The following is a 21,408-nucleotide window of genomic DNA, read 5'->3' on the forward strand; positions in this document are numbered from 1 at the left end:
GCCCTCGGTCTGTTTTTTTCTAACGCTAGATCAGCCATCGGCAAGTATCAAAGTGAACACTTAACCGGATATTGCACTTTGCGTAGCAGCTGCCGAAGGAACGAGGCTGCGTTCGGCGGCGAAGCCGTCGTAAAAACAGGCAACACGGTGTGTCATCTAAAACCGGGGTTGAGGGTTTACGGTCGCTGCGCAACCGAACGCAGCCTCGTTCCTTCGGCAGCTGCTACAAATGGCCAATCATCGCTGCTACGGTGTGCGGCACATAGCCAGCGGTATACAATGCGCGCCACCGTGTTTAGCCCACTAAAAGGTGCGTCATGCAGCCCTTCGCTATTGCCCCATCGATTCTTTCCGCCGATTTCGCCCGTCTCGGCGAAGAAGTGGACAACGTACTCGCCGCGGGTGCTGATATCGTTCACTTCGATGTCATGGACAACCATTACGTACCCAACCTGACCATCGGCCCGATGGTCTGCGCCGCCCTGCGCAAGTACGGCGTCACCGCACCGATTGATGCGCATCTGATGGTCAGCCCGGTCGATCGCATCATCGGCGACTTTATCGAAGCCGGCGCCACCTATATCACCTTCCACCCCGAAGCGACCCAGCACATCGACCGCTCCCTGCAACTGATCCGCGAAGGCGGCTGCAAGGCAGGTCTGGTGTTCAACCCGGCCACCCCGCTGGATGTGCTCAAGTACGTGATGGACAAGGTCGACATGATCTTGCTGATGAGCGTGAACCCGGGCTTTGGCGGGCAAAAATTCATTCCCGGCACGCTCAACAAACTGCGCGAAGCCCGTGCCCTGATCGATGCCAGCGGTCGCGAGATTCGCCTGGAAATCGACGGCGGCGTAAACGTTGGCAATATCCGTGAAATCGCTGAAGCCGGTGCCGATACCTTTGTCGCCGGCTCCGCCATTTTCAACACGCCAAACTATGAAGAAGTGATTCAGAAAATGCGTGCCGAGCTTGCGTTGGCCCGCCCATGAGCCGCTTTGAGCAGCTACTCCAGGGGCAGCTGCCAAAATTGGTGATGTTCGATCTGGATGGCACCCTGATTGATTCGGTACCGGATTTGGCCGTTGCCGTGGAGGCCATGCTGCTCAAGCTCGGTCGTCCGCCCGCCGGGATTGAAAACGTACGGCTGTGGATCGGTAACGGCGCGCCCATGCTGGTGCGCCGTGCCCTGGCCGGGAATATGGACGGCAGTGGTGTTGATGACACAGAGGCCGAACAGGCACTGGAAATTTTCATGGAAGCCTACGACGGTGGCCATGCACACACCAAGGTCTACCCCGGTGTGCGTGAAAGCCTCAAGTGGCTGCAAAAGCAGGGTGTTGAAATGGCCCTGATCACCAACAAGCCCGAACGCTTTGTGGCGCCATTACTGGATGAGTTGAAACTGGGGCGGTTTTTCCGCTGGATTATCGGTGGCGACACCCTGCCACAGACAAAACCCGACCCTGCCGCCTTACTGTTTGTAATGAAAATGGCCGGCGCCACTCCCGCGCAATCGATATTTGTCGGCGATTCGCGAAATGACGTGCTGGCCGCCAAGGCTGCCGGTGTTCGTTGCGTAGCGCTGAGTTACGGCTACAACCACGGTCGCCCGATTGAAGAAGAGTCACCGGATATGGTGATTGGTAACCTGCAAGAGCTGATAGCCGGTTGCTTAGAATCTGCGCCTGAGATAACGTTGGGCAATTCTGTTTCCCCCTCTCGAAGAGATTCCATCGTGGTGGTCACCCGCAAACTCTGGATGAAAGTCATCAAGGCCCTGGCCCGCTGGCGTTGGCGCGCCTGACTTGAATCTGGCCGCGCAGTCGGCACGTTTGCATACCTGACCGTTTTACCCTCAGACCACGAGGCACCTCATGATCCGCGAAGAATTCCTGCGTTTGGCCGCTGCCGGCTATAACCGTATCCCCCTTGCACGCGAAACCCTGGCTGACTTCGACACGCCGTTGTCGATCTACCTGAAGCTGGCCGATCAGCCCAACTCCTATTTGCTGGAGTCGGTGCAGGGCGGCGAGAAGTGGGGGCGTTATTCGATTATTGGCTTGCCATGCCGCACTGTGTTGCGTGTGCATGATCATCAGGTCAGCGTGACCCATGACGGTGTCGAGATCGAAGCCTGTGAGGTTGAGGATCCACTGACCTTCGTCGAGCAGTTCAAGGCCCGTTACAACGTGCCGACCATCGCCGGCTTACCGCGTTTCAACGGTGGCCTGGTGGGCTATTTCGGCTATGACTGCGTACGTTATGTGGAGAAACGCCTGGGCAAGTGCCCGAACCCCGATCCTCTGGGTGTGCCGGATATTTTGCTGATGGTATCGGACGCCGTGGTGGTGTTCGACAACCTGGCGGGCAAGATGCACGCGATTGTGCTGGTCGACCCGGCTCAGCCTGAGGCTTATGAAGAAGGCCAGGCCCGGCTTGAGGCGCTGCTTGAACAACTGCGTCAACCGATTACCCCGCGTCGCGGCCTGGACTTTACAGCGCAGCAGTCGGCTGACCCGGTGTTTCGCTCCAGCTTCACCCAGGGCGATTACGAGAAAGCCGTCGATACCATCAAGGACTACATCCTTGCGGGCGATTGCATGCAGGTAGTGCCCTCGCAGCGAATGTCCATCGACTTCAAGGCTGCGCCCATCGACCTGTATCGCGCTCTGCGCTGCTTCAACCCTACGCCGTATATGTACTTCTTCAACTTTGGCGACTTCCATGTTGTGGGCAGCTCGCCGGAAGTGCTGGTACGGGTTGAAGACAATCTGATTACCGTACGCCCGATTGCCGGCACGCGTCCGCGTGGCGCAACCGAAGAGGCTGATCTGGCGCTTGAAGAAGACCTGCTCAGTGATGACAAGGAAATCGCCGAGCACCTGATGCTGATCGACCTGGGCCGTAATGACACGGGTCGTGTATCTGAAGTCGGTTCGGTCAAGCTCACCGAGAAAATGGTGATCGAGCGTTATTCCAACGTCATGCACATTGTGTCCAACGTCACCGGCCAGCTTAAAAGCGGGCTGACAGCGATGGATGCACTGCGGGCGATTCTGCCGGCGGGTACGTTGTCTGGCGCACCGAAAATTCGTGCGATGGAAATCATCGACGAACTGGAACCGGTCAAGCGCGGTGTGTATGGCGGGGCTGTGGGTTACTTCGCCTGGAACGGCAATATGGATACAGCGATTGCGATCCGTACTGCAGTGATCAAGGACGGAGAGCTGCATGTGCAGGCCGGTGGCGGCATTGTTGCTGATTCGGTCCCGGCCCTGGAATGGGAAGAAACGCTGAACAAGCGCCGAGCAATGTTCCGTGCCGTGGCCCTGGCCGAGCACACCCCGCGGGATTAAAAACCTGCAACCGGCCTTGTGGGAGCGAGCGTGCCCGCTCCCTTCCACAGGCTTTAGTAATTCAGACTTAGCCCGATATTGGCGCCCTGTTGCGTCACGCCATCACTTTTCCTTACGTTATAAGTCGCCTGCAGCCTGAGGTCGGCGGTCAGCCTGTGGCTAGCCCCCAGGCTGATACGCCCGAGGTTGCTTGGCGGCGTATAGCCTTCGAGTTTGAAGCGATTGTTGGGCAGGCTGTTGAGCGCGGTATTCAGGCGCTGGGTATCGCTCTGGAACTCATGCTCATGGGCGGCTTCGCCGAACAGCAGAGTCTGTGGGGTGGCCTGGTAACTGGCGAGCAAACCCGCGCCCAGGCGCTTTGAAACCAGTGTCTGCTCTTCGTAGTTCAATGCAGTCGAACGTCGGCCCTTTTCTTCATAGCGGTTAACTTCCACCCGCGAGTAGTCGGCGCTGATAAAAGGCGACAGCTGCCACAGGTCTGCAGCCTGTGCGATTTCATACCCCAGGCGTGTACTTAATGCCCGCAGATGTCCGTCGGCCTGGCCTTGCTCCATGCCTTCACCCACACCAAGCGCGAATTTACGCTTTAGGCTGTCGTAATCCAACCTGCCCAAAGTCAGTGCGGCATCACCCCACCAGTGACTGTGCTGGTATTGGGCAAACACGCTGCCCATATAGCTGTTGAGCTTGTAGTCCGATTCATTGGCTCCGGTCTCCAGGCGTTGCCGGTAAAACCCGCCTGCAACGCCAAATCGCCAGGTTTCATCCAGCCTGTAGCTGGTGCCGATGTTCAGGTTGTAGCCTTTGCCATCGGCACTCACGGACGTGGCCTGCTTGTCGATTTCCAGGCGTTGCCCGCCACCGGCGAGCAGGGGTCTCCATTGGCCAACGGCTTGCCAATGGCCGTTATCGCCAGCCCATTGGTGACGCAGTTGGTCTTGATGGGCGTTTAGCGAGCCTTGGGCCATGACGGGTAACAAGGTCAGCTCCCATGGGGTGGCCAGCAATGAGTAGGCATAGTCGGCAATCAGCTGTTGTCCTGTCTCGGTGGGGTGTACCGAGTCGTTGAACAGCAGTTTGGCCGGGTTGGGGGTTGCGCTGTTGAGGCCGTACTGCGGGTTTTCCGTACACTCTTCGCCGTTGAAACAGGTCGCGACAAGGTCCTGCCCCAGTGCCAGGCCATAACGGGTGGGGTCTGCGATGGCTTCACGCAGCAGCAGCGGGATATTGAGGGGGATCACCTCGGCGTCAATCTGCGCCAGTTGCTGGGTTAGCTCATGATTGAACAGAGCGCTCAGGGCGCTGGTGCCAGCCTGTGTGGGTGTACCGTAAGCGGCTGGCGTGAGGCCCAGATCGGGCAGCAGCCAGACCATGATGTAGCGTGCCCCTGCCTGTTGCAGGGTGTGGGCGCTTGCCGCCAGCCTTTGTGCGGCTTGGCCTGCTTCGGCGGGGTTGGTGACCTTGCCTTGGAGAAAGTCATTGCCGCCACCTGAAATGAAATACAACGCCTTGGGGTCAGCTGTGAAGCTGTTCTGCACAAGGTAACCAGGCTTGCTGCGCAGGACGTAGCCGCCTACGAAGGCCCAGTCATCCGGGAAGGCGACCTTTGACTCGGTCTTGATGGAATTGAGTATCTGGTCTGTGCGATAGCCGCCCACCGCCCAGTTGTTGCCGTCGGGTTCCCCGGTGAGAAAGTTACCCGGCGATGTGGACGGGCGCAGATCTGCGGGTGCGATACCCAGTTTTATGCCCAGCCGAGTGGGCGCAACGCCAGCATATTCCTCACCCCGATATTCCTTGTACGTCGGTCCGGTGAGATTGGTGAAACGCATGCCACTGCCTACCCCTGGATAATGCCCCGAGTCGCTCAGGCTGTCGCCGAACACAATCATGGTGGAGTACGGGGAGGGTGCTGCAACTGCTCGTTCACTGACGACGGACAAGATACATCCCGCCAGGGGGATAAGTAGGGAAAACCTGCGCATGTGACGACCTGTTTTTATTATTTGGGTTACAGACCTTATCAAGACAATCTGTATTAAATGTTTCATGAAAAACAAAGTCACAAAGTACTTAGCAGGTGTTTTTCCCCGTATGTGCTGCCCCGTGTTGCACCTGTTGCAAGGCTACGTTACTGTGCCATGACGTAGAAATGAGACCCTTCCTGTGTTGATCATCAGCAAACTCTTTATGCGAGTTCTCAAGGCCCATGGCCGTTGGCGTTGGCGCGCCTAATATTTCTCTGCCGGCCTCGCCGGACCTGCCCCCTGCGTTTTCCTGAATGGCTACCCCTCGGTTGGTGTGTTCAATCCAGCAATCGAAACTGCGGGTAATGCATTCTGAAAACAGTTTTGAATGTCAGTGAATTCAGAGGTTTAGCAACATGTTGCTGATGATCGATAATTACGACTCTTTTACTTACAACGTTGTGCAGTACCTCGGCGAGTTGGGTGCCGAGGTCAAGGTGGTGCGCAACGATGAGTTGACCGTGGCCCAGATCGAAGCGCTCAAGCCCGAGCGCATTGTGGTCTCGCCCGGGCCATGCACGCCGAATGAGGCGGGCATCTCTCTTGAAGCCATCAAGCACTTTGCGGGCAAACTACCGATCCTGGGCGTGTGCCTGGGCCATCAGTCCATCGGCCAGGCCTTTGGCGGCGATGTGGTACGCGCGCGCCAGGTGATGCACGGCAAGACCAGTCCGGTTTATCACCTCGATACCGGAGTGTTCCAGGGTCTGAACAATCCGCTGACCGTGACCCGTTACCACTCGTTGGTGGTCAAGCGCGACACCCTGCCGGATTGCCTGGAGCTGACGGCCTGGACCCAGCTTGAAGATGGCTCGGTCGACGAGATCATGGGCCTGCGCCACAAGACGCTGAACATCGAAGGGGTGCAGTTTCACCCTGAGTCGATCCTGACCGAACAGGGTCATGAACTGTTTGCCAACTTTCTTAAACAAACCGGCGGCACGCGCTAAGGACTTCAAATGGATATCAAGACAGCCCTGAACCGTATCGTCGGTCACCTCGACCTGACCACCGATGAAATGCGTGATGTGATGCGCGACATCATGACCGGTCAATGCACCGAGGCGCAGATTGGCGCGTTCATGATGGGCATGCGCATGAAGAGCGAAAGCATCGACGAAATCGTCGGTGCCGTGACCGTGATGCGCGAGCTGGCAGACAAGGTTGAACTCAAGACCCTGGACGGCGTGGTCGATATCGTTGGTACCGGCGGCGACGGCGCGAATATTTTCAACGTGTCCACCGCTTCGGCGTTGGTGATTTCGGCCGCTGGCTGCACGGTGGCCAAGCATGGCAACCGCGCGGTGTCCGGTAAAAGCGGCAGTGCCGACCTGCTGGAAGCGGCCGGTGTGTACCTGAACCTGACCCCGGTTCAAGTTGCCCGCTGCATTGACAGCGTGGGCATCGGTTTTATGTTCGCACAATGCCATCATGGCGCCATGAAGCATGCGGCCATCCCTCGTCGCGATCTTGGCCTGCGTACCCTGTTCAATATGCTTGGCCCGCTTACGAATCCGGCTGGTGTATTGCATCAAGTGGTCGGCGTGTTCAACCAGGCGCTGTGCCGGCCCCTGGCTGAAGTGTTGCAACGTCTGGGCAGCAAGCACGTGCTGGTGGTGCACTCGCAGGATGGCCTGGATGAGTTCAGCCTGGCAGCACCGACCTTTGTAGCGGAATTGCATAAAGGTGAAATCAAGGAGTATTGGGTTCAGCCTGAAGACCTTGGCATCAAGAGCCAAAGCCTGTTTGGCCTGGTGGTCGACAGCCCGGAGCAATCGCTGGAGCTGATCCGTGATGCCTTGGGGCGGCGCAAAACCGAAGCAGGCCAGAAAGCGGCTGAAATGATTGTACTCAATGCAGGTGCTGCTCTGTACGCCGCGGACCTTGCCTACACACTCAAAGAAGGTGTGGAATTGGCCCACGACGCGCTGCATACCGGGCTGGCCCGGGAAAAGCTCGAAGAGCTCGGCGCCTTTACCGCGATTTTCAAGCAGGAGAATGAAGCATGAGTGTGCCAACCGTTCTGGAAAATATTCTGGCGCGTAAAGTTCAGGAGGTTGCCGAGCGCAGTGCGCGGGTAAGCCTGGCTGAACTTGAGCGTTTGGCCGCTCAGGCTGATCCTGTTCGTGGTTTTGCCAGTGCCTTGCTGGCGCAGGCCAGGAAAAAACAGCCCGCGGTGATTGCTGAAATCAAAAAGGCATCGCCGAGCAAGGGTGTGATTCGCGAGCACTTCGTGCCTGCCGAGATTGCTAAAAGCTATCAGGCAGGTGGCGCTACCTGCCTGTCAGTGCTGACCGATATCGACTACTTCCAGGGTGCCGATGCGTACCTGCAGCAGGCACGTGCCGCGAGTACTTTGCCGGTTATCCGCAAGGACTTCATGATCGACCCTTACCAGGTCGTCGAAGCCCGGGCGTTGGGCGCCGACTGTGTGCTGTTGATCGTCTCTGCCCTGGACGACGTAAAAATGGCCGAGCTGGCGGCTGTTGCCAAAAGCGTCGGGCTGGATGTGCTGGTTGAAGTGCATGATGGCGATGAGCTTGAACGTGCGCTTAAAACCCTCGACACACCGCTGGTGGGTATCAACAACCGCAACCTGCACACCTTTGAAGTCAGCCTGGAAACCACGCTGGACCTGTTGCCGCGCGTTCCCCGTGACCGTTTGGTGATTACCGAAAGCGGCATTCTCAACCGGGCGGATGTGGAGTTGATGGAAATCAGCGAAGTGTATTCGTTCCTGGTGGGCGAAGCCTTTATGCGTGCCGAAAACCCGGGCAATGAACTGCAGCGCTTGTTCTTCCCTGAGCGTGCTACTGCAGTGACGGGCTCGACGCTGGATTGACCCAATCCTCCCACAAGGGCTCAGTGTCTGATAAGGAATCCCATGACACCCATTCAGCAACTCACCGTCGAAGCCGGCCTCAAGGCCGAACAGGATTTATTGGCATCTGTGTGTGCCGGTGAGTGCGAGGCGGGTGTGCTGTTCTGGCAGCCCACCGACCGGGCGCTGGTCATGCCACGGCGCTTGAGTCGCCTGCCCGGTTTTGAGCAGGCCAGTGTCGAACTGGCTGCCAGTGGCTGGCCAATCCTGCTGCGTGAAACCGGTGGCGAACCCGTTCCGCAATCGGCATCGACCGTCAATATTGCCCTGGTTTACGCACCTTTACCCAGTGAAGGCGATCATGGGCGTATCGAAACGGCTTATCGCCGTTTGTGCGAGCCCATCTGTGATTTGTTGACGCAATTGGGTGGGGAGGCGTCTTTGGGGGAGGTTGAAGGCGCGTTTTGTGATGGTCGCTTCAACGTCAATCTCAATGCCCGAAAACTGGTAGGCACCGCCCAGCGCTGGCGCCAGAGCAAAGGCGGGCAGCGCCCTGTCGGTCTTGTGCACGGTGCCTTGCTGGTGGATAACGAACGTGAGTCGATGGTGGCTGCAGTCAATCGATTCAATCGGTTATGCGATCTGGAGCAACATTGCATGGCCGACAGCCATATTGCGCTGCACGAGGCCTTTGCCGCTCCGGATTTCTTTGAGCGCCTGAGTGCCAGTTATCAACAGCTCCTGGCGCCCTTGCTCAAGGTTTAGCGCGTACCGAACACCACCATGGTCTTGCCTTTGACGCTTACCAGGTTCTGTTCTTCCAGGCTTTTGAGTACGCGTCCTACCATCTCTCGCGAACAGCCGACAATCCTGCCGATTTCCTGCCGAGTGATCTTGATTTGCATGCCATCGGGATGGGTCATGGCGTCCGGTTGCTTGCACAGTTCCAGCAGGCAGCGAGCCACTCTTCCGGTGACATCAAAGAACGCAAGATCACCGACCTTGCGTGTGGTGTTGCGCAGGCGCTGTGCGATTTGGCCACTCATCGCGTAAAGAATTTCTGGTTCTTGCTGGGTGTACTCTCGGAATTTTGGGTAGCTGATTTCAGCAACTTCGCACTCGGTCTTGGCTCGAACCCATGCACTGCGCGTCTGCTCCTGGCCTGCCTGTTCAAACAGACCCAGCTCGCCGATAAAGTCGCCGCTATTGAGGTAGGCAATGATCATTTCACGACCTTCCTCGTCTTCAATCAAAACCGTTACCGAGCCTTTGATGATGAAAAACAGGGTGTGTGAAGATTCGCCAGCGCAGATGATATTGCTCTTGGCGGGGTAGCGTTTGCGCTGGCAAAAAGTCAAAAACTTGTCGAGGTTTTTGATCTTGGGTATGGGAGTAAGAGCAACCATGGTTGTTTCCCGGAAAGCTGGCACAGTAAGGGTCAGATCTATTTTTATATAGAGTGCTAGCTGGCTGGCGCCGGCTATTTGGCGCCAGCTTACCAGACAGGTTCTGTGTGGTTAGTAGAATTTTCAGAGTGGCTTATCGGAGAAACGCTTCAGTGCGGCGAGTTATGAGTTTCTGGCCCTGTGCTAAGCTGGCGCCCCTTTTAAAACAGTGGAGTCTGGGCGATGAAGGCACGCATTCAATGGGCTGGCGAAGCCATGTTTTTGGGCGAATCCGGTAGTGGCCACGTTGTTGTAATGGATGGCCCGCCTGAGAGTGGCGGTCGCAACCTGGGCGTGCGTCCGATGGAAATGCTGCTGTTGGGCCTCGGCGGCTGCAGCAACTTTGACGTGGTCAGCATTCTCAAGAAGTCGCGTCAGGCGGTTGAGAGCTGTGAAGCGTTTCTGGAGGCTGAGCGCGCCACCGAAGATCCAAAGGTGTTCACCAAAATACACCTGCACTTTGTGGTCAAGGGTCGTGGTTTGAAAGAAGCCCAGGTCAAGCGCGCCATCGAGCTGTCGGCCGAGAAGTATTGTTCGGCTTCGATCATGCTCGGCGCTGCGGGTGTTGCCATCAGCCATGACTATGAAATTATTGAACTGGCCTGAGCGGACATTCAATTTTCATAAAAGCGATGCAGACTCTGGCGATCAGTCGCTGACGTCTGCATAATGCGCCACTTTTTTCAGGGTAGTGGCGGGGTTGATTCCCGGCCGCATGTCCGAACAGATAACCAAAATCGCCATCGCGAAGAGGTGTTAACCGTCCTACGCAGGTGCGTCCCACGCACTTGACGGGCATGCTGGATCACGCGGCCGAGCCGCATCGACATAGAGAGTTTTATAACGGTGAAAAGCAAACTCAAGCTCCACGGGTTCAATAACCTGACAAAGACCTTGAGCTTCAACATCTATGACATCTGTTATGCGGAAACCCCGCAAGACCAGCAGGCATATGTTGAGTACATCAATCAAGAGTACGACGCAGAGCGCCTGACGCAGATCCTTACAGATGTGGTTGATATCATTGGTGCCAACATCCTGAACATTGCCCGTCAGGATTACGACCCCCAAGGCGCCAGCGTGACTATTCTGATCTCCGAGCAGCCGGTAATACCTACCGAAAGCCAGATCGAAGAGTCCCCAGGCCCGCTGCCCGAGACCATCCTGGCTCACCTCGACAAAAGCCATATCACGGTGCATACCTACCCGGAAATTCATCCGGTTGATGGGATTGCAACATTCCGTGTGGATATTGACGTGTCGACGTGCGGCGTTATTTCACCGCTTAAAGCTCTCAACTATCTGATCCATCAGTTTGATTCGGATATCGTGACTGTCGATTACCGTGTACGGGGTTTCACCCGTGACGTGGAAGGCAAAAAGCACTTTATCGATCACGAGATCAATTCGATCCAGAACTACCTCTCCGAAGACACCCGCGACGGTTACCAGATGACCGACGTAAATGTGTACCAGGAAAACCTGTTCCACACCAAGATGCTGCTCAAGGAGTTCGAACTGGATAACTACCTGTTCGGCGATGCCACCAGCAATCTGTCGGTTGAACAGCGCGCCCAGGTCACTGAACGGGTGAAACACGAAATGCTCGAGATTTTCTACGCGCGCAACATGGCGTAAATTCTCGGCACATAAAAAGGCGGCTACCTCACGGTAGCCGCCTTTTTTTGTGCTTCGCAGAACCCCTGTGGGAGCGGGCTTGCTCGCGATGGCCTGACCACGGTTAGACAGAAAGGCCGCGGCGCGTGAATCGCAAACTGGCCTGCTTGCACAAAGACTGTGCTGTCAGATCCGGTAGGTGCTTTTGGTCATGACCTTGGCCATCAGGCTCATGCCGAACTTCACTGGGGCAGGGAAGCGAAAACCGCCGGCATTGAGCGCGGACTCTGCGTGCTGTTCTTCGTCGATACGCATTTGCTCAAGAATTGCCCGGGACTTTTCATCCTCAGGCGGCAGTTGCTCAAGATGCTCGTTCAGATGCTTGCACACCTGATCTTCAGTCGCTGCCACGAACCCCAGGCTGACCTTGTCACTAATCAAGCCGGCAGCGGCGCCTATCCCAAAGGACATGCCGTAAAATAACGGGTTCAGCACGCTGGGGTGGCTATCCAGTTGACGGATGCGTTGTTCACACCAGGCCAGATGATCGATTTCTTCTTCCGCGGCATGTTCCATCGCCTCACGCACATGGGGAAGCTTGGCTGTCAGCGCCTGGCCTTGATACAAGGCTTGAGCACAGACTTCGCCGGTATGGTTGATACGCATCAGACCGGCAACATGACGCTTGGCCTGTGGGTCTAAAGGGTGTTCAGGTTTGACGATGGCAGGCGACGGCCGATGCGGCTGACCGCTGAACGGCAGCAGTGTTCGCAAGGCGGTATCGGCTTGTAACAGAAGACGGTCAATCGGCGAGTAGTGACGTTGGGTAGTCATGCTTACCTCCGGAAAAAATCACGGCGGTCAGTTTACCCCAATCCCGCAGCCGGGGTTTGCGTTGGATCACGGGTGAACGCGAGAGCCATCGGGCTCACGCGTCTTAGTTATTGATCAATCAACCCGGCGGCCAGTTCATCTGGCGCTGACCCAGAACATGCATATGAATGTGGTAGACGGTCTGACCGCCCTTTTCATTGCAGTTCATCACCACGCGAAAGCCGTCTTCGCAGCCCAGCTCTTTGGCCAGACGCTGTGCCGTGAACAGGATATGGCCTGCCAGCGGCTTGTCTTCTTCGGTCAGGTCGTTGAGCGTGCGGATCGGTTTTTTCGGGATAACCAGAAAGTGGACCGGTGCTTGTGGGGCGATATCGTGAAAAGCCAACACTTGATCGTCTTCATAGATGATCTTGGCGGGTATTTCGCGGTTGATGATCTTGGTGAACAGAGTATCCAAAGCTGTGTCTCCGTGAGTGAAGTCCGGTCTGAGTGTACTCAGGGCAGTCAGTTACGCCCAGCCTCGTTAACGAGGGCAGTAGGATTTGTTGACTGAGGCGGCTATTTTTCGCGTCATCCAGCGTGAGAGCAGGCGTGGCAAGCGAGTTATCCAGCGATTGCGCCGCCCGGGAATGATGATCGCCCTGTTTTTGTCGAGTGCGCGCACAGTGTAGAGCGCAACTTCTTCTGGGGTCATGGCGCTGGTACTTTGCTTGATGGCGTCGGTATTCATGTTGGCCGCATCAAAAAAACGGGTGCGGGTGATGCCGGGGCAAAGGACTGAAACCTTGATGCCGGTTTTTTTCACTTCCTCGCGCAAACCTTCGGAAAAATGCAGCACATAGGCCTTGCTCGCAAAGTAGGTGCTGAGCCAGGGCCCGGGCTGGAAGGCGGCGATCGAAGCTACATTGAGAATTTGCCCGCCGCCCTGGACGGCCATCATATTGCCGACGGCGTGGCACAAGCGGGTGAGCGCCAGCACATTGAGCTCGATCAGATCTTGTTCGGCACTCCAGTCGTGGGCCAGGAACGGCCCGCAGGTGCCTATGCCCGCGCAGTTGACCAGCAGGTCGATCTGACGATCGCCTTCTTCGAGTTCGAGCAAAAAACCGGACAGGCGCAGGGGCTCGCCAAGATCACAGGCGCGGAACAACACCTCGATACCGAAACGCTGGGTCAGCTCAAGGGCAATGGTTTCCAGCGCATCCCGTTGGCGGGCCACCAAAATCAGGCTGCGCCCACGTCGGGCAAGGGCTTCAGCCAGGGCCAGGCCAATGCCGCTGGTGGCGCCAGTGATTAAAGCGTAACGGGTCATGCTGTTCTCCATTGCAACGGTACAGTCCGGTGACAATGATGTCCCTGGCGTTAACGCGTTCATTAAGGCACGCAGTCTACAGGCTGTTGCTGTTCACTGCGTTGATCACCGCAGTCATCAGGCCCAAAGCCAGCACGGCAACCATTGCGCAAATGCCCAATCCAATCAAAAAGATCGTGATTGCCGCCAGCACGTTGACGGCCCGGCTGTTGGGCGGTGGCGGCGGGCCATATTTATTTGGGCCGGGCGTGCCGGGCATCAGCAGCATCATGAGGGACAGAACCAGATTGGCCACTGGCACCAGATGCAGCAACAGCATCCAGGCAGACCAGTTTATGTCGTGTAAACGCTGGGCGCTGATTCTCAGGCTGATGATGAAGTAGGCCAATGTGAGCGTTGCACCACAGGTAATGCCAAGCGTGGGGGAAACCTTGACGGCAAGCAGCACCAGCAGTGACGTGATCATGGCGATGATGCTGATGATCATGCTCCAGGCCAGTAGCCGTAAACGCCCGATCCGGCCGCTGAATCCCAAAGGGTCAAGCGGTGCGTAGTGTTCTTGAGGGGTTTTGTCCAGGCTCAGCTCGGGCATGGTGGCTTCCTTGTCCGGATGTGTTTAACAAAAGCCCGCCGGGATTGGCGGGCTTGGTGCTGTCAGTGATGCGGCCAATGTCGGGCCAGCGTCGAAGTGAGGTTATGCGCCTTGCGGTATTCCTCATCGAGGCGTGCAATCAATTGATCGGTGGTGGGTAGATCGTGGATTTCTCCTACGCCTTGGCCCGCAGACCAGACCGTTTTCCATGCTTTGGCTTCATCGGTCAGCGGTTTGAGCCTGGCTTCGCTTTTGCCCTGGAGTGCCGCAAGGTCGAAACCTGCATTTTCAAGGCTTTGGCGCATAAAGCTGGCGGGTACCCCTGACACTGCCGGGGTGTGGATGATATCGGCAGCGCGGGATGCCAGCAGCATCTCTTTGTAGGCATCAGGCGCTTGGCTCTCTTGTGTAGCGATAAAGCGCGTGCCGAGGTAGGCAAGGTCTGCGCCCATAATCTGCGCGGCCAGGATCTCGTGGCCGTGGTTCAGGCAACCCGAGAGCAATACGGTTTTGTCGAAGAACTGGCGAATTTCGGCCAGCAATGCAAACGGGCTCCAGGTGCCCGCATGGCCACCGGCTCCGGCGGCGACGGCAATCAGCCCGTCGACCCCGGCTTCTGCGGCTTTTTCGGCATGACGACGGGTGGTGACATCGTGGAACACCAGCCCGCCATAACTGTGGACGGCATCCACCACCTCTTTGACTGCGCCCAGGCTGGTAATGACGATGGGTACCTTGTGCTCGATGCAGATCGCCAGGTCCGCCTGTAGCCGTGGGTTGCTGTTGTGCACGATCAGGTTCACGGCGTAGGGCGCAGGGTTATCCAATGTGGCGAGCCCGGCTTCGATCTCTTCCAGCCAGGCCTTGAACCCGCTGCTTTCACGCTGGTTGAGTGCAGGGAAGCTGCCCACTACCCCGTTGCGACAGCAGGCCAGCACCAGTTGCGGGTTGGAAATCAGAAACATGGGCGCAGCAACTACCGGCAGGCGCAAGCGTTGTTCAAGCAGGGCGGGCAGCGACATTGGATAACCTCGGCTAGTCAGGATGTGAGTTTAAAACGGTTTGACCACCACCAGAATTACGATAGCCAGCAAGAACACCACCGGCACTTCGTTGAACCAACGGTAGAACACGTGAGTGCGTTTGTTTTCACCACGGGCAAAACGCTTTACCTGTGCGCCGCACATATGGTGATAACCAATCAGCAGAAACACCAGTGTCAACTTGGCGTGCATCCAGCCTTGGCTGAGAAAGCCTGGGCTTAGCCACAATAGCCAGCCGCCGAAGATCAGGGTCGCAATCATTGCAGGCCCCATGATGCCGCGATACAGCTTGCGTTCCATGATGCTGAAGCGTTCTTTGCTGACGGAATCTTCGCTTTGTGCGTGGTAAACAAAGAGGCGGGGCAAGTAAAAAAGGCCTGCAAACCAGCAGACAATGCTGATGATGTGGAAGGCTTTTAGCCATAGATAAAGCATTTTTAGTTATTCCCAGGTTCACGGTAGATCAAATAGTAGTAGTAGAGCGTCTGTGAGTCACCTTGGCGGTTGTCGCAGGGGCGCGCTGACCCTATTATCAAAGGCTTTCCAGTGGTTTCGTTGAGGGCAGGTTATGGTCAAGGTCGGTATTGTCGGCGGCACGGGTTACACCGGGGTCGAATTGCTGCGTTTGCTGGCACAGCATCCGCAGGCAGAAGTGGTAGTCATCACTTCTCGATCCGAGGCGGGCCTGCCGGTTGCCGATATGTATCCCAACCTGCGTGGCCACTATGACGGCCTGGCCTTCAGCGTGCCGGACACGCAAACCCTGGGCGCCTGCGATGTGGTGTTCTTCGCTACACCTCACGGCGTAGCCCATGCCCTGGCGGGTGAACTGCTGGCCGCAGGCACCAAAGTTATCGACCTCTCTGCTGACTTCCGTCTGCAGGATGCCGAAGAGTGGGCCAAGTGGTACGGTCAGCCCCACGGTGCGCCAGAATTACTGGACGAAGCCGTATACGGCCTGCCGGAAGTGAACCGCGAGCAAATCAAAAAGGCCCGCTTGATCGCTGTGCCAGGTTGCTATCCGACCTCGGCGCAGTTGGGTTTCCTGCCGCTATTGGAGGCCGGTCTTGCAGAGACGTCGCAGTTGATTGCTGACTGCAAGTCAGGTGTGAGCGGTGCCGGTCGGGGTGCCAGTGTGGGCGCGCTGTATGCCGAAACGTCAGAAAGCATGAAGGCGTATGCCGTTAAAGGTCATCGTCATTTGCCAGAAATTCGTCAGGGTCTGCGCCGCGCAGCGGGCAAGGATGTGGGGCTGACCTTCGTTCCGCATTTGACGCCGATGATCCGTGGTATCCACTCCACGCTCTACGCAACCGTGGTTGATCGCTCCGTTGATCTGCAGGCCTTGTACGAGAAGCGCTATGCCAACGAACCTTTCGTCGATGTGATGCCGGCTGGCAGCCACCCTGAAACCCGTAGCGTTCGCGGTGCCAACGTATGCCGTATTGCGGTGCATCGTCCGCAGGATGGCGACCTGGTGGTGGTGTTGTCGGTGATCGACAACCTGGTCAAGGGCGCGTCTGGCCAGGCCGTGCAGAACATGAACATCATGTTCGGTCTGGATGAGCGTATGGGCTTGTCCCATGCTGGGATGTTGCCTTGATTGCAGCGTAGATTTGCGGCTTCAAACGGCAAGCGGGCAGTGCTTCGCTTGCCGTTGCTACTTATGAATAGTTGACCGCTTTTCTAGGAGAAGCGGATAATGCGCGTCATCACGCATTATGGCGGCATAACGCCGGGAGATAGTCAGCATGAGCGTCGAATCCTTCACCCCCATGGCTTTGCAATTCACCGAAGGTGCTGCGCACAAGGTGAAGAGCCTGGTCGATGAAGAGGGTAATGATCGTTTGAAGTTGCGCGTATTCGTTACGGGCGGCGGTTGTTCCGGTTTTCAGTATGGCTTCACCTTCGATGAAGAAGTGGCCGATGACGACACCCTGGTTGAGCGCGAAGGCGTTAGCCTGGTGGTCGATCCCATGAGCTTCCAGTACCTGGCGGGTGCCGAGGTGGATTATCAGGAAGGTCTGGAAGGCTCGCGCTTTGTAATCAAGAACCCGAATGCCACCACCACCTGTGGTTGCGGCTCGTCGTTCTCGATCTGATTGCATTAACAGGCTTTAAACTCAACGCCGCGTCGATTCGCGGCGTTTTGCTGTCTGGCGTTTGGCGGAGGAGTCAGGCGGGGTAGATGGCGCCCAGCACGCGAAGGCCGCGTGCGCCGGTAACGCTGGGGCGGTTGGTGGGGATGCCTTCCAGGCAGCAGTGGGCAAGCCAGGCAAAGGCCATGGCTTCAACCCAGTCAGGGTCAACCCCCTTGGCCTGGGTGCTGCTCACTCGAGCGGGTGCAAGCAAATCGCCAAGGCGGGCCATCAAGGCTGCGTTATGGGCGCCACCACCGCATACCAGCAGCTCGTCCGTGTGTGGCTGGGCTGTTTGCAGCGACTGCACGATGGTCTGTGCGGTGAGTTCCAGCAAGGTTGCTTGAACGTCTTCGGCAGGAAAGGTCGGCAGATTGAACAGGTGCTGCTTCAGCCATGCGAGGTTGAATACCTCACGGCCTGTGCTTTTTGGGCCCTGGGTCTGGAAGAACGGGTCGCTGAGCAGGGCGTTGAGCAGCAGCGGTTCAACCTTGCCGCTGGCTGCCCAGTCGCCGTTGCGGTCATAGAGTTCGCCACGTTTTTCCTGTATCCAGGCATCCAGCAAGACGTTTCCGGGGCCGCAGTCGAATCCTGCAACGGGAAGGGCGGGGGTTATCAGGCTCAGATTACTGAAGCCGCCTACGTTCAGTACCGCGCGGTTGCCGCCTTCACCTGTGAACAAGGCCTCGTGGAACGCAGGAACCAAGGGCGCGCCCTGGCCCCCGGCAGCCACATCGCGACGACGGAAATCACCGACGACGCAGATGTCAGTCAGTTCGGCCAGCAGTGCCGGATTGCCGATCTGCACGGTAAAGCCCCGGGCGGGCTCGTGGCGAATGGTCTGACCATGACTGCCGATTGCGCGGATATCAGCAGGGGAGAGTTGTTGCTGTGCGAGAAGGGTGTTGACGCCCTGAGCCGCCAGCTCGACCCAGTGGTTTTCGGCAATTGCACAGCGGGCCACTTCATCTGTGCCGCTGGCGCACAAGCCAAGCAACTCGCTGCGCAAGGCCTTCGGCATGGGGGTGTAATGGGTGGCGAGCAACTTGATGCCTGCCTCCAGCTCTATAAGGGCAATGTCCATACCGTCCAGGCTGGTTCCGGACATCACGCCTATATAGAGGGCCATGGCTTAGCGCTTGCTCGAGGCCAGAAGAGTGGCCTTTTCCTGGTTCATGCGCGCCATCAACGGCTGGCTCTGCTGCAGGAAGCGGGTGCGTTCGGCCTTGGCGATCGGGTCGGCCATCGGCAGTTTCTGGCCCAGCGGGTCAACGTGTACGCCGTTAACCTGGAATTCGTAGTGCAAGTGCGGGCCGGTCGAAAGGCCGGTAGTACCGATATAGCCAATCACCTGGCCCTGCTTGACCGAACCGCCGGTTTTCACGCCCTTGGCGAAGCCTTGCATGTGCCCGTAAAGGGTACGGTAGGTGTTGCCGTGCTGAATGATCACGGTGTTGCCATAGCCTCCCCGACGGCCGGCCAGAAGCACTTTGCCGTCACCGGTAGCCTTGATTGGAGTACCGCGTGGCGCTGCGTAATCCACACCTTTGTGGGCGCGGATCTTGTTCAGGATCGGGTGCTTGCGGCCTGAGGAAAAGCGCGAGCTGATACGGGCAAAGTCCACCGGTGTGCGGATGAATGCCTTGCGCATGCTGCTGCCATCAGCGGTGTAGTAATTGCTGATCCCCTGTTTATTGGTATAGCGCACTGCGGTGAAGGTTTTGCCGCGGTTGGTAAAGCGTGCAGAGAGGATATTGCCGGTGCCAACGGTTTTGCCGTTGATCACTTTCTGCTCATAGATCACTTCAAACTGGTCGCCAGGGCGAATGTCCTGGGCGAAGTCGATGTCGTAACCGAATACTTTGGCCATATCCATCGTGGTGCTGTGTGGCAAGCCTGCGCGCTGACCCGAAACAGACAGGGAGCTGCTGATCACGCCGTGTGCATACGCCGAACGCATGGTCGGCTGGGTGGTCACGCGGCGAAAGGTATAGCCTTTGGCGGTTTTGTTGAGGGTGATGGTCTCCAGGTCGCTGACCTGGCTGTGCAGCTTGTTCAGCTGCTGACCGTCGGGGCTCATTTCAAATTCTAGTTTCTGGCCGTGCTTGAGCTGGCTGAACTGCTTGGCTTGCTTGTCGCTTGCCAGTACTTCATGCACGGAGGTCGCAGGCAGGCCGACCTTCTGGAACAGGGTTGAAAGCGTATCGCCCTTGCTGACGATCACTTCGCGGTGGCTTGGGGCAGGGGCAACTTCTGGCTCGACTTTGGCGGTCGCTACCGGGGCGCTGTCCTGCTGTTCAATCTGGGCAAATGGCGATGGATTCGCTTCATTTGTGGCTTGAACGAGATCTGCAGCGTCTTGATCTTGTGTCAGTTGTTCTGCCGGGCTTTCCAGCTCCAGATTCAGGGTCGTTCTTTTGGCTTCTACTTCGCTGGAGGGAAATACCAGCAAGGCCAGACTTAAGAGGGCGGCGATACCACTTGCGGCAAGCAGGTGGGTCTTCGGATAAAGCGGTGGCGCTTTAGGCGGTTGACTGGTCATAGATGATTTTGACTTTGAGATAAGGATGAATTGGAAAAGATGACTGACACAATGAATATGAAATAACTGTATAAAATATAACCAAATCGCCCTTGAAGCAAGTCTGCGAACCATTCGCGCGCGGATAGTCGGCCGTATGCCTGCCGGAACTTGTAATTAGTCCCTGATCTTGTATCGTTGGTTCCCTTTGAATTTGAGCCTTACGGGTCTGATATGAAGTCGGTAGAAGAGCAGCTAGCGCTAATCAAGCGGGGTGCCGAAGAGGTACTGGTCGAGTCTGAATTGGTCGAGAAACTCAAGCGCGGTCAGCCGTTGCGAATCAAGGCCGGCTTCGACCCTACGGCGCCCGATCTGCACTTGGGTCATACCGTGCTTATTAATAAGCTGCGCCAGTTCCAGGAACTGGGTCATCAGGTGATCTTCCTGATTGGTGATTTCACCGGGATGATCGGTGATCCAAGTGGCAAAAGCGCAACCCGTCCACCGCTGACGCGTGAGCAGGTGCTCGAGAACGCCGAGACCTACAAGACTCAGGTGTTCAAGATCCTTGATCCGGCAAAAACCGAGGTGGCATTCAACTCCACCTGGATGGATCAAATGGGGCCTGCCGACTTCATTCGGCTTACCTCTCAATACACCGTTGCTCGCATGCTTGAGCGCGATGACTTCGACAAGCGCTACACCACCAATCAGCCTATCGCGATTCACGAGTTCCTTTATCCGCTTGTGCAGGGTTATGACTCGGTTGCGCTCAAGGCAGACGTTGAGTTGGGCGGTACTGATCAGAAGTTCAACTTGCTGATGGGTCGTGAGTTGCAGCGCGGCTACGGTCAGGAAGCTCAGTGTATTGTGACCATGCCTTTGCTCGAAGGTCTGGATGGCGTCAAGAAGATGTCCAAGTCCCTGGGTAACTATGTCGGTATCCAGGAAGCGCCAGGCGTGATGTACAGCAAGCTGGTTTCCATTCCTGATGCTCTGATGTGGCGTTACTTTGAATTGCTGAGCTTTCGTTCCATGGACGAAATCAATGCATTCAAGGCTGAAGTCGAAGCCGGTGCCAATCCTCGAGACATCAAGATCAAGCTGGCTGAAGAGATTGTTGCCCGCTTCCACGGTGAGGAGGCTGCTGCCAATGCGCATCGTGGCGCCGGTAACCGGATGAAGGATGGCGAGCTGCCTGATGATCTGCCGGAGGTTGAACTGACTGCTACTGAGGATATGCCTATTGCTGCTGTCCTTAATAAAGCGGGCCTGGTGAAGAACTCTGCAGTGGCGCGCGACCTGCTGGGGTCGGGTGGTGTGCGTATAGATGGTGAAGTGGTTGATCGCACCTATATATATGCATTGGGTTCCACCCATGTGTGTCAGGCAGGTAAGAAGGCTTTCGCGCGAATCACCCTGAAAGCCGAGTAATGCTGGGGTTTAGGGTTAATTGATAGGTTTGTTCAATTAACCCTTGACTCGGAATTGTAACTGTCTATAATTCGCCCCACTTCCGGCGCAGTCGAAACGGAAAACTCCTTGAGTTTCAATGAGTTGGACGGTTTTCGGCGGTGTCAGCTTCAAGTCATCGAAGCAGGAAATGAGGTGTTGACAGCAGCGTGTAACGCTGTAGAATTCGCCTCCCGCTAACGAGAGATCGAAAGCGCAAGTGGTTGATGTTACAGAGGAAACTTTG

Annotated in this window: 22 protein-coding genes; 12 read left to right on the forward strand and 10 right to left on the reverse strand. The window is 56.8% G+C overall.

What is annotated here, in order from left to right; all coding sequences use genetic code 11:
- Nucleotides 1-317: 317 nt before the first annotated feature.
- The 3 genes from rpe to trpE all read left to right on the forward strand — a co-directional run bounded on the left by rpe (nucleotide 318) and on the right by trpE (nucleotide 3,359).
- Complete coding sequence (gene rpe, locus QN377_RS12015) at nucleotides 318-992, forward strand: ribulose-phosphate 3-epimerase (protein ID WP_016782414.1); 675 nt, start codon at nucleotides 318-320, stop codon at nucleotides 990-992.
- Entirely contained in the window at nucleotides 989-1,807 is an 819-nt protein-coding gene (locus tag QN377_RS12020; protein WP_094999946.1) for a phosphoglycolate phosphatase, read from the forward strand. The genes rpe and QN377_RS12020 overlap by 4 nt, the downstream gene beginning before the upstream one ends.
- Nucleotides 1,808-1,877: 70 nt before the next feature.
- Nucleotides 1,878-3,359, forward strand: coding sequence for an anthranilate synthase component I (gene trpE / locus QN377_RS12025; protein WP_095019503.1), 1,482 nt, complete (start codon nucleotides 1,878-1,880; stop codon nucleotides 3,357-3,359).
- A 53-nt stretch (nucleotides 3,360-3,412) separates the two neighbouring features.
- On the opposite strand, the gene estP is transcribed toward trpE, so the two are convergent.
- A complete protein-coding gene (gene estP / locus QN377_RS12030; RefSeq protein ID WP_322213736.1) occupies nucleotides 3,413-5,344 on the reverse strand; it encodes an esterase EstP in 1,932 nt (643 codons plus the stop codon).
- A gap of 398 nt (nucleotides 5,345-5,742) precedes the next feature.
- Between estP and QN377_RS12035 the strand changes: the two genes are divergently transcribed.
- The 4 genes from QN377_RS12035 to QN377_RS12050 are packed head-to-tail and all read left to right on the forward strand — an operon-like array spanning nucleotide 5,743 to nucleotide 8,972.
- Nucleotides 5,743-6,336, forward strand: a complete 594-nt coding sequence (locus tag QN377_RS12035; protein ID WP_095019505.1) for an aminodeoxychorismate/anthranilate synthase component II — start codon at nucleotides 5,743-5,745, stop codon at nucleotides 6,334-6,336.
- 9 nt (nucleotides 6,337-6,345) lie between these two features.
- A complete protein-coding gene (trpD, locus tag QN377_RS12040) occupies nucleotides 6,346-7,395 on the forward strand; it encodes an anthranilate phosphoribosyltransferase (RefSeq protein ID WP_094999950.1) in 1,050 nt (349 codons plus the stop codon).
- The gene (trpC, locus tag QN377_RS12045; protein ID WP_095019506.1) at nucleotides 7,392-8,228 is read left to right on the forward strand and encodes an indole-3-glycerol phosphate synthase TrpC; all 837 of its coding nucleotides are present in this window, start codon (nucleotides 7,392-7,394) and stop codon (nucleotides 8,226-8,228) included. Before trpD ends, trpC begins: the two co-directional genes overlap by 4 nt.
- Nucleotides 8,229-8,270: 42 nt before the next feature.
- Complete coding sequence (locus tag QN377_RS12050; protein ID WP_095019507.1) at nucleotides 8,271-8,972, forward strand: lipoate--protein ligase family protein; 702 nt, start codon at nucleotides 8,271-8,273, stop codon at nucleotides 8,970-8,972.
- Here QN377_RS12050 and crp read toward each other — a convergent pair.
- On the reverse strand, nucleotides 8,969-9,613 hold the full coding sequence (crp, locus tag QN377_RS12055; RefSeq protein WP_094999953.1) for a cAMP-activated global transcriptional regulator CRP: 645 nt from the start codon (nucleotides 9,611-9,613) through the stop codon (nucleotides 8,969-8,971). The two genes, QN377_RS12050 and crp, sit on opposite strands and share 4 nt — an antisense overlap.
- A gap of 222 nt (nucleotides 9,614-9,835) precedes the next feature.
- Between crp and QN377_RS12060 the strand changes: the two genes are divergently transcribed.
- Nucleotides 9,836-10,258, forward strand: coding sequence for an OsmC family protein (locus tag QN377_RS12060; RefSeq protein WP_016782405.1), 423 nt, complete (start codon nucleotides 9,836-9,838; stop codon nucleotides 10,256-10,258).
- Nucleotides 10,259-10,498: 240 nt separating this feature from the next.
- Complete coding sequence (speD, locus tag QN377_RS12065; protein WP_016782404.1) at nucleotides 10,499-11,290, forward strand: adenosylmethionine decarboxylase; 792 nt, start codon at nucleotides 10,499-10,501, stop codon at nucleotides 11,288-11,290.
- Between the two features lie 165 nt (nucleotides 11,291-11,455).
- Here the strand turns inward: speD and coq7 are convergent, their stop codons facing one another.
- The 6 genes from coq7 to hemJ form a co-directional block, all read right to left on the reverse strand.
- A complete protein-coding gene (gene coq7, locus QN377_RS12070; RefSeq protein ID WP_094999954.1) occupies nucleotides 11,456-12,103 on the reverse strand; it encodes a 2-polyprenyl-3-methyl-6-methoxy-1,4-benzoquinone monooxygenase in 648 nt (215 codons plus the stop codon).
- Nucleotides 12,104-12,221: 118 nt separating this feature from the next.
- Entirely contained in the window at nucleotides 12,222-12,560 is a 339-nt protein-coding gene (locus tag QN377_RS12075; protein ID WP_094999955.1) for a histidine triad nucleotide-binding protein, read from the reverse strand.
- 66 nt (nucleotides 12,561-12,626) lie between these two features.
- Nucleotides 12,627-13,415, reverse strand: coding sequence for an SDR family NAD(P)-dependent oxidoreductase (locus tag QN377_RS12080; RefSeq protein ID WP_095019508.1), 789 nt, complete (start codon nucleotides 13,413-13,415; stop codon nucleotides 12,627-12,629).
- A 76-nt stretch (nucleotides 13,416-13,491) separates the two neighbouring features.
- Nucleotides 13,492-14,007 carry a DUF805 domain-containing protein gene (locus QN377_RS12085; protein WP_094999957.1) on the reverse strand — a complete coding sequence of 172 codons (516 nt, stop codon included), beginning with the start codon at nucleotides 14,005-14,007 and terminating at the stop codon, nucleotides 13,492-13,494.
- Nucleotides 14,008-14,069: 62 nt separating this feature from the next.
- The gene (locus QN377_RS12090) at nucleotides 14,070-15,029 is read right to left on the reverse strand and encodes an NAD(P)H-dependent flavin oxidoreductase (RefSeq protein ID WP_094999958.1); all 960 of its coding nucleotides are present in this window, start codon (nucleotides 15,027-15,029) and stop codon (nucleotides 14,070-14,072) included.
- A gap of 30 nt (nucleotides 15,030-15,059) precedes the next feature.
- Nucleotides 15,060-15,485, reverse strand: a complete 426-nt coding sequence (gene hemJ, locus QN377_RS12095; RefSeq protein ID WP_088378834.1) for a protoporphyrinogen oxidase HemJ — start codon at nucleotides 15,483-15,485, stop codon at nucleotides 15,060-15,062.
- A gap of 133 nt (nucleotides 15,486-15,618) precedes the next feature.
- On the opposite strand from hemJ, the gene argC reads away from it, so the two are divergent.
- Together argC and erpA are read left to right on the forward strand one after the other, a co-directional pair.
- Complete coding sequence (gene argC / locus QN377_RS12100) at nucleotides 15,619-16,653, forward strand: N-acetyl-gamma-glutamyl-phosphate reductase (protein WP_094999960.1); 1,035 nt, start codon at nucleotides 15,619-15,621, stop codon at nucleotides 16,651-16,653.
- A 148-nt stretch (nucleotides 16,654-16,801) separates the two neighbouring features.
- Nucleotides 16,802-17,152: an iron-sulfur cluster insertion protein ErpA gene (erpA, locus tag QN377_RS12105; RefSeq protein ID WP_016782396.1), complete on the forward strand. Its 351-nt coding sequence runs from the start codon at nucleotides 16,802-16,804 to the stop codon at nucleotides 17,150-17,152.
- 73 nt (nucleotides 17,153-17,225) lie between these two features.
- Here the strand turns inward: erpA and QN377_RS12110 are convergent, their stop codons facing one another.
- Together QN377_RS12110 and QN377_RS12115 are read right to left on the reverse strand one after the other, a co-directional pair.
- Nucleotides 17,226-18,317 carry an anhydro-N-acetylmuramic acid kinase gene (locus tag QN377_RS12110; protein ID WP_095020427.1) on the reverse strand — a complete coding sequence of 364 codons (1,092 nt, stop codon included), beginning with the start codon at nucleotides 18,315-18,317 and terminating at the stop codon, nucleotides 17,226-17,228.
- 3 nt (nucleotides 18,318-18,320) lie between these two features.
- Nucleotides 18,321-19,730 (reverse strand): peptidoglycan DD-metalloendopeptidase family protein, encoded by a 1,410-nt coding sequence (locus QN377_RS12115; RefSeq protein ID WP_094999962.1) that lies wholly within the window; start codon nucleotides 19,728-19,730, stop codon nucleotides 18,321-18,323.
- A gap of 213 nt (nucleotides 19,731-19,943) precedes the next feature.
- Between QN377_RS12115 and tyrS the strand changes: the two genes are divergently transcribed.
- Complete coding sequence (gene tyrS / locus QN377_RS12120) at nucleotides 19,944-21,143, forward strand: tyrosine--tRNA ligase (RefSeq protein WP_094999963.1); 1,200 nt, start codon at nucleotides 19,944-19,946, stop codon at nucleotides 21,141-21,143.
- The last annotated feature ends 265 nt before the right edge of the window (nucleotides 21,144-21,408 follow it).

This window comes from Pseudomonas sp. CCC4.1 (assembly GCF_035019225.1).
Classification (GTDB): Bacteria; Pseudomonadota; Gammaproteobacteria; order Pseudomonadales; family Pseudomonadaceae; genus Aquipseudomonas; species Aquipseudomonas bubulae.